Annotated in this window: 12 protein-coding genes and 1 tRNA gene; 3 read left to right on the top strand and 10 right to left on the bottom strand. The window is 65.1% G+C overall.

Going from position 1 to position 13,980, the window contains the following annotated elements:
* Positions 1 to 392 precede the first annotated feature (392 nt).
* Positions 393 to 695 carry a hypothetical protein gene (locus EA472_RS12425; protein WP_124191834.1) on the top strand — a complete coding sequence of 101 codons (303 nt, stop codon included), beginning with the start codon at positions 393 to 395 and terminating at the stop codon, positions 693 to 695.
* Positions 696 to 1,208, top strand: coding sequence for a hypothetical protein (locus EA472_RS12420; RefSeq protein WP_124191833.1), 513 nt, complete (start codon positions 696 to 698; stop codon positions 1,206 to 1,208).
* Between the two features lie 192 nt (positions 1,209 to 1,400).
* Here EA472_RS12420 and EA472_RS12415 read toward each other — a convergent pair.
* Both EA472_RS12415 and EA472_RS12410 read right to left on the bottom strand, forming a co-directional pair.
* A tRNA-Glu gene (locus EA472_RS12415) sits at positions 1,401 to 1,475 on the bottom strand.
* A 122-nt stretch (positions 1,476 to 1,597) separates the two neighbouring features.
* Positions 1,598 to 2,845, bottom strand: a complete 1,248-nt coding sequence (locus tag EA472_RS12410) for a helix-turn-helix transcriptional regulator (RefSeq protein WP_124191832.1) — start codon at positions 2,843 to 2,845, stop codon at positions 1,598 to 1,600.
* Positions 2,846 to 3,062: 217 nt separating this feature from the next.
* Here EA472_RS12410 and EA472_RS12405 point away from each other — a divergent pair, with 217 nt between their 5' ends.
* The gene (locus tag EA472_RS12405; protein WP_124191831.1) at positions 3,063 to 3,641 is read left to right on the top strand and encodes an MBL fold metallo-hydrolase; all 579 of its coding nucleotides are present in this window, start codon (positions 3,063 to 3,065) and stop codon (positions 3,639 to 3,641) included.
* A 126-nt stretch (positions 3,642 to 3,767) separates the two neighbouring features.
* On the opposite strand, the gene EA472_RS12400 is transcribed toward EA472_RS12405, so the two are convergent.
* The 8 genes from EA472_RS12400 to EA472_RS12365 all read right to left on the bottom strand — a co-directional run bounded on the left by EA472_RS12400 (position 3,768) and on the right by EA472_RS12365 (position 13,907).
* Positions 3,768 to 4,841, bottom strand: coding sequence for an ABC transporter ATP-binding protein (locus EA472_RS12400; RefSeq protein ID WP_124191830.1), 1,074 nt, complete (start codon positions 4,839 to 4,841; stop codon positions 3,768 to 3,770).
* Positions 4,838 to 6,730, bottom strand: a complete 1,893-nt coding sequence (locus EA472_RS12395; protein ID WP_243637839.1) for an ABC transporter permease — start codon at positions 6,728 to 6,730, stop codon at positions 4,838 to 4,840. Before EA472_RS12395 ends, EA472_RS12400 begins: the two co-directional genes overlap by 4 nt.
* 15 nt (positions 6,731 to 6,745) lie before the next feature.
* On the bottom strand, positions 6,746 to 7,909 hold the full coding sequence (locus EA472_RS12390) for a thiamine ABC transporter substrate-binding protein (protein ID WP_124191829.1): 1,164 nt from the start codon (positions 7,907 to 7,909) through the stop codon (positions 6,746 to 6,748).
* A 202-nt stretch (positions 7,910 to 8,111) separates the two neighbouring features.
* Positions 8,112 to 8,975: an ATPase gene (locus EA472_RS12385; RefSeq protein ID WP_124191828.1), complete on the bottom strand. Its 864-nt coding sequence runs from the start codon at positions 8,973 to 8,975 to the stop codon at positions 8,112 to 8,114.
* On the bottom strand, positions 8,972 to 9,238 hold the full coding sequence (locus tag EA472_RS12380; RefSeq protein ID WP_124191827.1) for a DUF5827 family protein: 267 nt from the start codon (positions 9,236 to 9,238) through the stop codon (positions 8,972 to 8,974). The genes EA472_RS12385 and EA472_RS12380 overlap by 4 nt, the downstream gene beginning before the upstream one ends.
* Positions 9,239 to 9,264: 26 nt before the next feature.
* Positions 9,265 to 12,480 (bottom strand): FAD-binding and (Fe-S)-binding domain-containing protein, encoded by a 3,216-nt coding sequence (locus tag EA472_RS12375; protein ID WP_124191826.1) that lies wholly within the window; start codon positions 12,478 to 12,480, stop codon positions 9,265 to 9,267.
* A 179-nt stretch (positions 12,481 to 12,659) separates the two neighbouring features.
* Complete coding sequence (gene sod / locus EA472_RS12370; RefSeq protein ID WP_124191825.1) at positions 12,660 to 13,262, bottom strand: superoxide dismutase; 603 nt, start codon at positions 13,260 to 13,262, stop codon at positions 12,660 to 12,662.
* A 264-nt stretch (positions 13,263 to 13,526) separates the two neighbouring features.
* On the bottom strand, positions 13,527 to 13,907 hold the full coding sequence (locus EA472_RS12365; RefSeq protein ID WP_124191824.1) for a DUF7344 domain-containing protein: 381 nt from the start codon (positions 13,905 to 13,907) through the stop codon (positions 13,527 to 13,529).
* Between the last annotated feature and the right edge of the window lie 73 nt (positions 13,908 to 13,980).

Here is a 13,980-nt window from a genome sequence, read left to right as displayed (position 1 = left end):
TGTTTCGCCTCTCGGTTATAACGAACCGAACTGCGTCCACACTGAAAGAATCGGCTCGGCCAGTACCGTTATCACAGGGGGCTCAGTGGGGTAACCATTCGTCATCGCCGCCTCGAGAGAGTACCAACCCGGACGATTTGAAACGTGGCATCCAACGATTCATGACCGGTTCGATAACTATTGTCTCGTACAAACTCGACGCCATAGTACGACTCTCAGTTGAGCGAAAATAGAAGTCATTGTACACACCTCGCGATTTATCAGTTCAGAACCGTCGAACTGTCGGTTCTGTGCCGTCTCGCTACGAATGTTCGTAAATCGTTTCAGTTGTTACTTGGCTCACAGTGTACACACGGCAACGACTAAGTAGCCTCGCTCACAATGTACACACGATGAGTAGTGAGAAAAAACGAGTACAGTTTCGCGCGCCTCACCGGCTTATCGATCGGACCGATGCGCTCGCAGCTGTCCTTGGCGAGGACCGGACAGACATTCTCGTCACTGCACTTCGTGAGTACCTTCAGGACGCCACACACGACGATACACTCGTTCAAGAGATCGCAGCCGCGTACTACGACGGCCAAATCACCTTCGACCAACTCAAATCTCTCGTCGGGGCCGAAAAGGCAGCCAACTTCCGGGTGCTCAAACAGCAACTAAACGAAGACTTCGTCGACGAAGTCGCCGAGCTATAGATGTCACTAGCAGTTGCAGACTCTTCAGCACTCGTTAGTCTCGGAGTAGTCGCCGAGTCCGACCCCGATCCGCTCTCTTTGTTTCTCACCGAGTACGACGTTATCGTTCCACCGGAAGTCGAAAGCGAGCTCCAAGATATCGCTTCGTACGACGATGAACACGGCCAGGCCGCAACAGTAGTTCTCGGCCGACAGAATTCGCTCACCACACGAAAAGTTGATCTCGATTCGACATTCCCGCTTGACGACGGTGAAAATGCCGCTGTCACGCTCGCTAATGAGTCCGATGCATCGTTGTTCCTCTGCGATGAGTTCAACCAACTCGGACTCATCCACGCCTCCCTCGCAAATACGCGCCTCGTCACGGTTCCAACGCTCCTCTCGATTTTCGTCCGAACCGACCAGTTATCTTCGACTGATGCGCTGGCGCTTCTCGACGCCATCAGCACGACTCGCAGTTGGACCGAAAATAGCTACGTCCACCGTGCTCGCTCGCTTTTCGAACAACTCTGAACCGATTATCTTTCGCCGGCATGCAAGTGACCGACGGTTCGTAGCCGTGACTGATCGTGAACCAACTCTGGGGCAGCGAGTCAAACACGCGTCACGTAGCAGATCTCGTCTCAGCCCACGGTGGACTACTGTAATATAGACGTAAAATGAACGGGAAAATCACCCTTCCGAGTGATTTGTCCGTAAATCCAGTGCTCCGACGGGGATTTGAACCCCGGTCATTGCCTCGAGAGGGCAATATGATTGGCCGGACTACACTATCGGAGCGCGGGCGCGACGTCCTGAGAGACAGGGATACGCGCCGGCTGTGTATGCTCAGTAACGCGGAGCGATGTTTAAGGATTCCGTTTCGAACCGGGGGTGGTTCCGCGTGACACGCTCGAGGACGGTCACTCCTCGAAGGGAGATTTGGTCGCTTCGGGTTCGAATCCCTCGAGGCTGATGATGTTCTCGCGGCCGACGCGGAGTTTGCTGATCGTTCCGTCGTCTTCCATGTCGGAAAGCAGCATGCTGACCTTGGATTTCGACCAGCCGGTTTCCTCGACGATGTTGACCTGCTTCATCCGGCCGCCGTTCTCCCGGATGAGGTTGACGACTCGGTCTTCGTCCGTGAGTAGTTCTTCGTCGGGGAACGCCCCGTCGTCGTCGGTTCCCGCAGCCGGTTCGGCGGACGATTCGGCGTCGGGTGAGGTCGTGCCTTCGGCGGCGGTCCGTTTCGGTGCGTCGTGAGACCGGCTTTCGGGAGGCGACTCGCGGGTACGGTACCAGAGCGCACCGACGCCGACGACCGTCAGGATCAACGCGCCGAACGCGACCGCGAGGAGCGTCGACGAGAGCGATCCGTCGTCGTTGGCCATCTCCGAGAGCGACGTGGAGTCGCCACCGTCGCCATCCGCCTCGGACTGCTCGAGGACGACGCGCGGGTGGCCGTCGAGGAACTCGCGTTCGCCGCTCCACTGAACCGAGTCGGCGTGTTCGAGGGAGGTGCCGACGTACTGTGGCTCGGGATCGGCGGACTGGAACGTGAGGCCGTCGCCTGCGACGATGAGTATCGACTGATCGTTCGTGATGTAAAGGTCCTGGAAGACGTCGCCGACGACGACGGGTCCGTTCTCCTCGGTAGCGGCGAAGTTCTTCCAGACGAACGACATCTCTACGACTCCCATGGCGTTGAGCTGCTCGTCGACGCTCGCCGAACGGTTGAAGTGGGTGGCCTCCATCTCGCGACCGGTCGTCTCGCTGCCTCGGTCGGTCAGCGCCTCGGCCTGATCGGTAAATCGCTGGTAGAGACCGGCCTCCGACTCCTCGGATTCGAACTCCTCGGCGAATTCGAGGAAGTTCGCGCGAGCTTCGTCTTCGTCTTCGTCGCCGTCGCCGAGACGCCGTTCGTGGCGGAACGTCCACGTCGCGCTACCGTTCTCGTGGACGACGATCTCGAACGTCGTCGTATCGAAGTCGCTCGAGTCGACGTCGTTCTGGCTGATCGACGAGGTCGACGCGGCGACGGACTCCGTGGTCTGGTGTGTGTCGGAGACGGCGACGGGTTCGGCCGGCGACACCACCGCGGGAGAGCTGATGCCGGCGACCGAGATGGCGACGACGAGGACGACGAATCCAACGGAAACCGACCGATTCATTCGTCTACCACTACGTGCCGGAGCTAAAAATCCTTGTGAATACGGGTGCGATCCGATCGCGCTGCGCTCGACGGGAAAGTGCCGTTTTCGAGCGGTCGTCGATCCCCGCCTCGAAATCGTGAGCGAGATCCGACGAGGGATCGATCGACCAGCGGACGTTTCGACCGGGGAAACCGATGTCGATACGCACTAACGGATCGACCGCGTACCGGCGGCCATGATCACCAACCTGGCGTCGGGGATAGGGGCGTTTACGAGCAACGTCTACCTGGTCGAGGGCGAGCGGACGGTGCTGATCGATCCGGGAGCGAACTTCGACGTCGTCGATCGGATTCGGTCGCGCGTCGACGATCTCGACGCCGTCGTCCTCACGCACACTCACCCCGATCACGTCGGCAACCTCGAGGCGGTGACGACCGCCTTCGACGTCGACGTCTGGGGGTACGACCCGTCGTTCGACGGCGTCGACCGCGAAATCGACGACGAAGAGACGATCCGACTCGGTGACCACGAGTACGTCGCTCTCCACACGCCCGGCCACAAGGACGATCACGTCTGTCTGTACTCGGAATCGGCGGGCGTACTGTTTGCGGGCGATCTGGTCTTTCAGAACGGGAGCTTCGGTCGGACCGACCTCGAGGAAGGCGACCGGCGAACGCTGATCGAGAGCATCGAGCGCGTCCTGGAACGAATCGACGAGGAGCTCGCCGAGATGCACACCGGCCACGGGCCGAGCGTGACGACCGATCCGTACGATCACGTCGAACTCTCGGCGCGGATGGCCCGACAGGTCTGAGCTCGCTTTCGCGGTCGGTTCCCGAGCGCTCACGCCGTCGCCTCCGTTCCGGTATCCCAATCGGTGAGTATCTCGTCCGAGCGCGACCACACCGGATCACGTCGTTCGAACGCGCCACACCGCTGCTCAGAGGACGTGGGCGTCGTCCGGATCGAATCCGACGGTCACCACGTCGTCCGGTACGTCCGAGAGACGCAACACGATCGGCAGCTCGTTCCACCGCCCGTGGACGCGGACGCTCTCGCCGAGAAACTCGCAGGTCTCGACGGTGACGTCGAACCGGTTTCGGTCGGCATCCCGCGAGAGGGCGTCCGGACGCACGCAGAAGCCGAATCGATCCCGATCGTCGGCCGACGCCGCCGACTCGAGCGCGCCGCCGTCGACCGCGGGCGAGGCGAGTTCGAACGTGGCGTCGCCGACGGCCACCGTCGTCCGCCCGTCGTTCGTCGCGCGAACGGTCCCGTCGAAGACGTTGTTGTCGCCGACGAACTCCGCGACGAACCGCGTCTCCGGCTCGTGATAGATCTCCTGTGGCGTCCCGACCTGTTCGAGCCGGCCCCGGTTCATCACCGCGAGCCGGTCTGAGACGGCGAGTGCCTCCGCCTGGTCGTGGGTGACGTAGACGGTCGTGATCTCGAGGGCGGACTGGATTCGCTTGAGCTGTAAGCGAAGCGACTCCCTGAGGCGGGCGTCGAGTGCGCTCATCGGCTCGTCGAGCAACAGGAGGTCGGGCTCGGGCGCGAGCGCTCGAGCGAGCGCGACGCGCTGTTGTTGGCCGCCCGAGAGCTGATCGGGCGAGCGCTCGCCCATCCCCGAGAGGTCGACCAACTCGAGCAGTTCGTCGACGCGCTCGTCCGTCGGCTTTCTCTCCGTTGATTCCCGAAACTGGAGGCCGTAGCCGACGTTTTCGGCGACGGTCATGTGCGGAAAGAGCGCGTAGCTCTGGAAGACGACGCCGACGTCGCGACGTTCCGGCGGGACGTCGGTCATCGACTCGCCGTCGAACGAGACGGTTCCTTCGGTCGGCGTTTCGAAGCCGGCGACGGTCCGCAGCGTGGTCGTTTTCCCGCAGCCTGACGGACCGACGAGGGTGAAGAACTCGCCGTCGCGGACGGTCAGGTCGACGGAGCACAACGCGGTCGTCCCGTCGTCGCGATCCCCGTAGCGCTTGGAGACGCCCTCGAGTCGGAGTTCGGTCACAGTTCGTACCTCCCGCCGACGCGTTCGATGACGACGAAGCTGACCGCGGTGACGACGAGCAACAGCGTTCCCATGGCGATCGCTGGTCCGGAACGCCGACCCAGGTACCGCTCGACCGCGACCGGCATCGTGTAGCTCTCGCTCCCGCTGGCCAAAATCACCGTCGAAGAGAACTCGCCGATCGAGATGGCGAAGGCGAACGCCGCCCCGGCGACGATGCCGCTTGCGACCAGCGGCAGCTCGACGTCGATCAGCGCGCGGTAGCGCGACGCGCCGAGCGCGCGGGCGGACTCGACCATCGCCGGGTCGAGACTCGACAGCAGCGGCGAGACGTTTCTGGTGACGAACGGGTAGGCGGCGACCGCGTGGGCGGCGACGATGGCGACCGCGCCGGTGATCTGGAGTCGCCAGCCGCCGGGAAGCGCGATACCGAAGACGAGCCCCTGCAGGAGACCGATCCCGAAGACGATGCCGCTGACCGCGAGCGGGAGCATCGCGAGCGTGTCGACGACGGTGCCGCTACGGCCGGCGCGCACCGTCAGCACCGAGATCACCACGCCCATCGGAACCGCGACGAGAAGGGTCGCGAGGCCGAACAGAAGCGAGTTTCGGATCGCGGGCAGGGGTCGCGTCTGGAAGCTCGCACCGTCGAGCTGGCGCTCGAGCAGGAAGGCGTAATTTCGCAGCGTGAACCCGGAACCGTCGGTGAAACTCCCGACGACGAGACTCGCCATCGGGCCGACGAAGACGACGAGCGCGACGACTCCGTAGGCGCCGATCGCGAGTCGTTTCGGCGAGAGCATCGTCTCGAGATCCGGAAAGAGTGCCTCCCTCGGACGATCGGTCGCGGCCCGGGAGAAGCCGGCCTGGGCGGATTCGTACCGGAGGTAGGCGTAGGTCAGCCCGAGCGAGAGTATCGTCTCGAGGACCGCGAGCGTCGCCGCTTCGGCGTAGTCGAGACGCTGGATGCGATCGTAGATCCAGACTTCGACCGTTGCGAGCCCCAGCCCGCCCAGCGCGAGCACGATCGGGAACGTCATAAACGTGAAGATGAACGTCAACAGCGCGCCGGTGAGGATCGCGGGAGCCAGCTGCGGCACGACGACGTCGCGAAACGCTCGACGTTCGCCGGCTCCGAGGCTCCGGGCGGTCTCGACCGCGCGGCGGTCGACCGACTCCCAGGCGGCGACGGTGATCCGTGCGACCAGCGGCGCGTTGTAGAACGCGTGAGCCAGCACGACGATCGCGAGCGGGTTCGTCTCGACGAACGGGAACGGGCCGAGGCCGACGACGCCGAGGATCGAGTTGAGCGTTCCCGCGCGTCCGAACATCGCGTAGAAGCCGACCGCGACCATGATGCCGGGGAGGACGAACGGGACGATGGTCAGCGACCGGAGCGTCCGGCGGCCGGCGAACTCGTAGTTCGCGAGGACGTAGGCCGCCGGCAGGCCGAGTGCGACGCTCGCGACGGTCGAGAGCGCGGCCTGATAGGCGGTAAATCCGAACAGTCCCGTCCGAACGCCCGGCGTCTCGACTGCGAGCCAGGGGATCGGAACGTCGGTGCCGGGAATCGGATACTCGAGCGAGATCGAGAGCGAAATCGCGCCGAGCCACCCCGCGAGCGAGGCGAGGTGGGTTCCGATCGCGAGCGGATCGGCGAAGACGTCTGCGAGGACGCCGACGTAGAACGGGTCAGTCAGGACGTCCGCGAAGTGCTCGAGCGTCACCGCGCCGTCGGCGAGGATCGCGTTCGCGAAGACGATGCTGACGGGGAGATACAGCATCGCGACGAGCACCGCGGCGGTCGCCAGCGCGGTCAGCCAGAGCGCGCGCCGCTCGAGGCAGTCCCTGGCGCGATCGACGAAGACGGTGCGACCGGCTGGGGACACGGCTGGAACGGGTGGTTACTGGCTCGCGATTTCGCGGGCCCAGTCGTCGACCCAGCCGTCCAGGGTACCGCGAAGCTCGTCGTAGCCGACCGTCACCGCCTCCGGCGGGACGTGGGCGTACTCGTCGAACTCGTCGTCGAGGTCGACGTACTCCGATTCGACGGCCGGGAACTGGACGTTGCGCTCGGCGATCTCGGCCTGGGCCTCGTTCGAGAGGACGAAATCGAAGAAGGCGTACGCGACCTCCGCGTTTTCCGTGGCCTCGAAGACGGCCATTCCCTCTGGGTTCGCGTAGCCCTGTTCGTTGAGGAAGCCGACCTGGTGTCGCGTCAGGTCGTTGCCCTCCGCGACGGCGAACACCTGATCGGTCGAGTAAGAGACGACCATCGGTCGTTCCTCTTCCATGTACGCGCCGTAGTACGAATCCGACCAGTCGTCCAGGATGCGAACGCCGTTGTCCTGCAGATCGCGCCAGTAGTCGAGGTAGCCGTCCTCGCCGTAGGCGTCGATCGTCCACAACAGGAACGCCTGCCCGGGAGCCGACGTCTGTGCGTTCTGTGCGAGCAGCGCGTCCTCGTACTCGGGTTCGGTCAGGTCGTCGAACGTCTCCGGCTCGTCGACTTCGCTTTCGTCGTAGACGAGGCTGATATAGCCCGTGTCGTACGCGAGCACGCGGCCGTGAGGGTCGCCCATGTCGAGTCCATCGCGGATGCGGTCGGCTCGATCGACCCGGTCAGTTTCGAGTTCGGCGAACAGGCCGCCGTCCTCCAGGTTGTCGTCGACCGCGACCAGGTCGTCGATATTCAACCCGAGGTAAACGTCGGGATCGATCTCGGCGCCCTGCTCGGCGCGCTGGATGTAGTGGTTGATACCGCCGTCGGGCAGCAGCGTCCACTCGAGTTCGACGTCAGGGTGGGCGTCCTCGAACGCGTCTTTGAGCCAGGGACCGGCGGGATTCTCGCCGTCGATCATCGACTCGTAGGTGACGACCTCGAGCGTTCCCGAAAGCGACTCTCCGTCCGATCCGTCGGCGGCCGAATCGTCCGTCGACGGATCGTCGGATCCGTCGTCCGATCCCGATCCTCCGTTTCCGTTCCCGTTTCCGTCCCGCGTCAGACAGCCCGCAACACCGAGCGTCGCTGTTCCACCGACAGCACCGACGAACGTTCGTCGTCTCATTACACGGTTGTTCCACCGGGTGGTCTTAACCGCTGTGATCCGACGCCGTCGTCGATTCGGCCCCCGTCGTCGCGACCGCCTCGAGGTGCACTGTCGCAACGGCCTCGAGTCAGACCACGCGACGTCGACGACTGCTCGGCCCGGAACGCGCTCGAGCGATTCCGCGCTCGGTCAGGTGCGCCCGATTCGTCCGTTGGGAGGGTCACGCACCGATCCCGTCGTTCGCCGACCGTCCGGCAGCATCCAGCAGCGCGTCGTACGCGGACCCGTACGCGCGAGCGACGCGTTCGGGATCGGTCCGTTCGTCTCCGCCGAGGGCGGGGAGTTTCACCCGCTCGGGCGGATCGAGGTACTCGAGGACGTCCGGCACGCGCTTTTCGAGCCGACCGTCTTTCGGGCTCGAGCTGGCGATCTCGCAGGCTCGACAGTAGCGATCGCCGGGGTAGATCCGCGCCCGACCCGGTTCGACGGCGGCGACCGCGGCGACCGACGCCGGATCGAGCGACTGCAGCGGCCTCGCGATGTCGGCGTACGATTCGACGACGGCGATGGGAGCCGACTCGAGCGTTGCGGCAAGGCGCTCGAACTGGGGTACGTACAGCTCCCTGGCGACGTCGTCGAGTTCGTCGACGGTTTCGACGGCGATCGCCTCCTCGAGTGCCAGCGCGTCGGCGACCGCCGCGGGCACGTCGGCCGTGGCGTTCCGGACGAGCGTCGTTCCGTCGCCGCCGGCGGATTCGGGGCGGCCGACCCTGTCGACGAGAAACTCGCGGTCGGCCCTGCCGAGCAGTCCGTTGCCGCCGCCGGGAGCGGGCCGCCACAGGCGGTGGACAGGGTTGAGCGCCTCGGGATCTCGCGACCGGCCCTCGGCTCGAGCGAGTCGGCGGGCGTCCTTGCCGTACAGGCGTCCGTCCGAGAGCGCGCGCCGGCAGTCGTCGTGGTCGAACCAGTAGTCGTTCCCCGCGCGGGGTTTGGAGCCGACCGCGCCGGTCCGCTCGAGCAGGCCGACCGAGAACGTCGTCTTGCCGGCGTCGACGCGGTCGGCACCGACGACCAGCAAGATCATTCCGCCAGACCGTAGTAGCCGGGTTCGTCGTCGTTTCGCGGCTCGGCGACCACGAGTTCGTCGGCGTTGGTCATGATCCACGGGATCGCCCAGTCCAGCAGGACGTCTTCGGTCTCGCGATCGATCTCGGCGTCGGGCTCGAGTCCCTGCAGGAGCCGCGCGATCTCGTAGACCGTGTACATCTGGTCGGCCTCGAGGAGTTCCGCCGGCGTGTAGAAGTCACACGGTGGCAAGCTGTCGAACTCGGATTTCGGAACGGGCATACGCCGTGGCTATCGCCTTCGAGCGCCTAAATCGTTCGTTTCTGCGGCGTTCCGGCGTCGCCACCCCGGGTCCGGCGGCCCGTCGCCCGTCCGTCACCGACGTTCTCGTCGCCTCCGGAGTCGGTCTCGAGGGCGCGAGCGAGCGCCTCGATCGGGTGGTCGGGTCGGTCGTAGCCGTCGAAGTCACCGACCTGCGTCCGACAGGAGACGCCCGGGGCGACGACCGCCGATCGGTTGCGGTCGCTCGTCTCGAAACCGGACGGCGCGGCGTCCCTCGGCGAAGACGAAGCGTGGCCGAACGCGTCCTCGAGTTGGCCCCGAAGCAGCTCGCCGATCGACCGCGAGAGGTCGTAGTGTTCGCGCTCGTAACCGAAGCTGCCGGCCATGCCACAGCAGCCGGAGTCGACCGGCTCGACCGCGTAGCCCGCGCGCCTGAGAACTGCGACCGGGTGGTGGTCGGTTCCGCGGGCTTTCTGGTGGCAGTGACCGTGGTAGACGAGCGGACCGGCGTCGCCGACGTCGAATTCGATCCGCTCGTCGAGCCGACGCCGGTCGAGGAACTCACAGACGTCGTACGTGTTCGCCGCGAGCGCCTCGAGTCGCGCGTCGGCCACCTCGCCCGAGAGCAGCGAGCGGTACTCGTCGACGACCATCGACGAGTCCGAGGGTTCGACGAAGACGACCGACCAGCCGCGATCGACGTACCGCTCGAGGTCTTCGAGCAGCGCCAGTCCGCGCTCGGTGGCCGTCCCGAGCATCCCCTGGGAGTACGCCGCACGCCCGGTCGGTCCGAGATCCGCCACCGCGACGTGAACGCCCGCGGCCTCGAGGACGGCGACGGCGGCCCGCCCGGGGCTCGAATCGGAGTAGTTCGCGTACGTGTCGGGATAGAGGACGACGCGATCCGTCGCCCGTTCGCGGGCCACCGCGGGCCCGCGGTCGTCGAACCACGAGACGAGGCTCTCGCGCTGGAACGCCGGCAGCGTCCGCTCCGGCGCGATTCCGACGATTCGATCGAGAACGGTCCTCGAGCCGGGCAGCGCCGGAGCGAGGTTCGAAAGCGGCGCGGCCGCGCTGGCGAGCGACGCGAGCCGGTCGACGTTCGCGAACAGTCGCTCGCGCAGCGACGCCCCCTCCCGCTCGAGACGTTGGCGTTTCAGTTCGGCTTTCAGCTTCGCGAGGTCGACCCCGGTCGGACAGTCGCTCTGGCACCCCTTGCAGCCGATACAGAGATCGAGCACCTCCTCGTGGAACCGATCGCTGTACAGCTCCTCGGAGTCGATCTCGCCGCTGATCGCCGCCCGAAGGAGGTTCGCCCGACCGCGAGTCGTGGCGATCTCCTCGCCGGTCGCCCGGTAGGTCGGACACATCACGTCACCGTCCGTCCGCCGGCAGGTCCCACAGCCGTTACAGAGTTCGACGAGGTGGGAGAAACCGCCGTCGTCGTCGAAGTCGAGCGCCGTTCGCGGCTCGAGCGAGGCGTAGTCCGCTCCGTACCGGAGGTGATCGGTCATCTCAGTGGGATCGTCGTCTCGGTAGACGACCTTCCCCGGGTTCAACAGCCAGTCCGGATCGAACGCCGACTTCACCTCCTTGAACGCCGCCCAGAGGTCCGGGCCGTACAGCCTGGGGTTGAACTCCGTGCGCGCGAGGCCGTCGCCGTGCTCTCCGGAGAACGCGCCGCCGTGTTCGAGTGCCAGCGAGGTGACGTCCTCGGCGATCGAACGCATCGTTTCGACGCCGTCGTCCTCTTTGAGGTTCAACACCGGCCGGATGTGGAGGGTGCCGGCGCCCGCGTGAGCGAAGTAGGCGGCCGTCGTCTCGTGGTCCCGGAGAATCTCCTCGAAACCGACGACGTACTCGGCCAGCTCGTCCGGCGGCACGGAGGCGTCCTCGACGAACGGATACGGCTTCGGATCGCCCTCCATACTCATCAACAGCGGTATCGCGGCCTTGCGCAGCTTCCACAGTCGCGCCTGATCCTCGACGGAGAACGCCTCGAGCGCGCCGAACGCCGATCCCCTCTCCACGAGTTTCCCGCTGGCCTCCGACACCGCAGCGGGGAGGTCGTCGAACACCTCGGAGTCGAACTCGAGCATCAGGGTCGCCGCGGCATCGTCGGGAATCGGCGCGACGTACTCGGCGTACTCGGGGGAATCGGCGGCCAACCTGAACACCTCGTCGTCCATCAACTCGACGGCGCTCGGCTCGAGCGCGAGCGCCTCGGGGACGGCCGCGAGCGCTTCGACGAGGTCGTCGTACCAACAGAGCAATAACGCGGTCTCCTCGGGCCGGGTGACGAGCGAGAGCGTCGCCTCGGTGACGACGCCGAGAGTTCCCTCGGCCCCGACGAGGAGCTTCGAGAGGTTGATGATGCGCTCGCCCTCGGCGTCCGACCCGTCGGCGAGGTCGGTTTGGTCGTCGGTGAGATCGTCGGTCGTCTCGCCGTCGGCGGTTCGGATCACCTTCTGGAGGTTGTAGCCGCTGACGCAGCGCTCGAGATCGGGATACCGCGTCTCGATCTCGACTCGGTTCTCCTCGACGACCGCCCGGACGGTCCGGTAGATCTCGGCCTCGAGGTCGTCCTTGGCGACGATCCGATTCCACTCGTCGCCGTCGATCACGACGTCGCGGGTGCGGATCACCGAGCCGTCGGCGAGCACGACCCGACACTCGTCGACGTAGGCGTCCGTGATGCCGTACCGGACCGAGTGGGCCCCCGTCGAGTTGTTACCGATTCCGCCGCCGATCGTCGCCCGGTTGGACGAGGCCGGATCGGGTGCGAACTTCAGCCCGTGAGGTTCGAGGGCGGCGTCGAGGTCGTCCTGGACGACTCCCGGCTGGACGACCGCGGTCTTCGCGTCGGGGTCGACCTCGAGAATCTCGTCCACGTGTCTCGAGAGGTCGAGGACGACGCAACCCGGGCCGACCGCCTGTCCGGCGAGCGACGAGCCGGCTCCGCGGGGAAGCACCGGCGCGTCGTGGTCGGCCGCGACGGCGACCGCCGCCCGCACGTCGTCTTCGTCGCGCGGAACGACGACGCCCGCCGGCTGTGCACCGTAGATGCTCCCGTCGGTCGCATAGAGGACTCGCGCGTACTCGTCGAACCGGACCTCGCCGCGACACGCCTCCTCGAGTGCGTCTTTCAGCGACGCGCGATCCGTCGGGGCGGTTTCCGCGTCGCTCGTCCGCCAAGCGTGGTCGAGTGTGGTCCCCGTGGCTGGATCGTCCTCGACGGCCATGATGACGACCTATCGACGTGCCCACGGATAAAGAGTGGTGTGTGTTCACAATCGACGTGAACGATGAGTACCGAAACCGCCGCTCGCGACGACGCGGACGACGAACTCGACTCGGGGTGGACACGGGACGCTGCTCGGCTGCCGTCCGCGAAGAAAAGTGGAATGGACTAACTCGTCGCTTACTCGAAGTGGTCGAGGCACTTCTGGTACTCTTCGTCGACGGTATCCCAGTCGACGACGTCGAAGAAGCCCTCGATGAAGCTGCCGCGGTCCGGGCCGTAGTCGTAGTAGTACGAGTGTTCCCAGACGTCGCATGCGAGGATCGGATGCGCACCCCACAGCGCGTGGAGGTCGTGGCGATCGACTTTCAGGTTCCGAAGCTGCTTGGCGACGGGATCGTACACCAGAAGCGCCCAGCCACCCGCGGCGCCCGCGGCGGCCTCGAACTCGCCCTTCCAGGCCTCGTAGGAACCGAAGTCCTCCTCGATTCGGTCGGCGAGGTCGCCCTCGGGTTCGCCACCGCCGTCCGGCGACATGTTCTCCCAGAACAGTGTGTGGAGGTAGTGTCCACAGCCGTTGTGAGTTACGTTCTCGAGGGCGGCGGGCGTCGAGCCGAAGTCGCCCGACTCGCGGTTTTCCGCGAGTTCCTCTTCGGCGGAGTTGAGGCCGTTTACGTACCCCTGATGGTGAGTGTCGTGATGCCAGGTGACGACCTGCTCCGAGATCGCCGGTTCCAATGCGTCGTAATCGTACGGAAGTGGTGGAAGTTCGTGGTCAGTCATGGGAATGCACCTACAGTTTGTATTGCTGTCTCGACTGTTAAGTGTTGAGGAGTGAAATGATATCACACCCCATAACCGATCGCCGGACGAATGCCCGAATCCCCGGACGGACGGTGAATTCGTGCACTCGTGTCAGCGAACGGTATGACGTTGCAGCCACGGAAGTGGCCCGTGAATGCCACGTGGATCCACCACGAACGTCGTGTTAAATCTTTCAACGGCTTCGATCGGTACCGTGACTGCGTTCGCGTCCGTCGTCGGCTGTCAGGTCAGTTCCTTGTGGTAGGCGTGTTCGAGCCACTCCTCGAGGGTCGGCTGCGTCCAGTACCGGACGGTTTCGCTTCGCTGATCGTGCTCGAGGATGCCGGCGTCCTCGAGTTTCGGGAGGTGAACGTGGCGAAGCTCCGTCTGGATCTGACGCTTTTGTTCCTCCAGGTCCGACTGCGGTTCGGGACCAGTACTTCGATTCTCGAAGGCGGCGACGTTGTCCGTAACCTCCTCGACCGTGGCGACGCCGTCCTGCTGTTCGTACAGGAAGTAGAGAGCGTACCGGCGGCGTTCGTTCGCGAGGAGATTGAAAACGAGGTCCAACGACGGAGTCGTCTCGGCGGAGAGCGTAGCCGATTCCCGCTCCGTTTCACGCATCCACGGACCACCTACCGTAAGTTACCATTCGAAACCACCAGCGCCCACTACTGCAGCCGACACATTAGATGTT

The sequence above is a fragment of the Natrarchaeobius oligotrophus genome, from assembly GCF_003841465.1.
GTDB lineage: Archaea > Halobacteriota > Halobacteria > Halobacteriales > Natrialbaceae > Natrarchaeobius > Natrarchaeobius oligotrophus.
The sequence above is the reverse complement of the archived record's forward strand: the minus strand, read 5'-3'. Positions and strand labels throughout refer to the sequence as shown.

What these genes read in the sequence shown, in the direction of transcription:
- EA472_RS12425 (WP_124191834.1), top strand. Translation starts at nt 393, where the DNA reads ATGAGTAGTGAGAAAAAACGAGTACAGTTTCGCGCGCCTCACCGGCTT.
- EA472_RS12420 (WP_124191833.1), top strand. Translation starts at nt 696, where the DNA reads ATGTCACTAGCAGTTGCAGACTCTTCAGCACTCGTTAGTCTCGGAGTA.
- EA472_RS12410 (WP_124191832.1), bottom strand. Translation starts at nt 2,845, where the DNA reads ATGAATCGGTCGGTTTCCGTTGGATTCGTCGTCCTCGTCGTCGCCATC.
- EA472_RS12405 (WP_124191831.1), top strand. Translation starts at nt 3,063, where the DNA reads ATGATCACCAACCTGGCGTCGGGGATAGGGGCGTTTACGAGCAACGTC.
- EA472_RS12390 (WP_124191829.1), bottom strand. Translation starts at nt 7,909, where the DNA reads ATGAGACGACGAACGTTCGTCGGTGCTGTCGGTGGAACAGCGACGCTC.
- EA472_RS12385 (WP_124191828.1), bottom strand. Translation starts at nt 8,975, where the DNA reads ATGATCTTGCTGGTCGTCGGTGCCGACCGCGTCGACGCCGGCAAGACG.
- EA472_RS12380 (WP_124191827.1), bottom strand. Translation starts at nt 9,238, where the DNA reads ATGCCCGTTCCGAAATCCGAGTTCGACAGCTTGCCACCGTGTGACTTC.
- EA472_RS12375 (WP_124191826.1), bottom strand. Translation starts at nt 12,480, where the DNA reads ATGGCCGTCGAGGACGATCCAGCCACGGGGACCACACTCGACCACGCT.
- sod (WP_124191825.1), bottom strand. Translation starts at nt 13,262, where the DNA reads ATGACTGACCACGAACTTCCACCACTTCCGTACGATTACGACGCATTG.
- EA472_RS12365 (WP_124191824.1), bottom strand. Translation starts at nt 13,907, where the DNA reads ATGCGTGAAACGGAGCGGGAATCGGCTACGCTCTCCGCCGAGACGACT.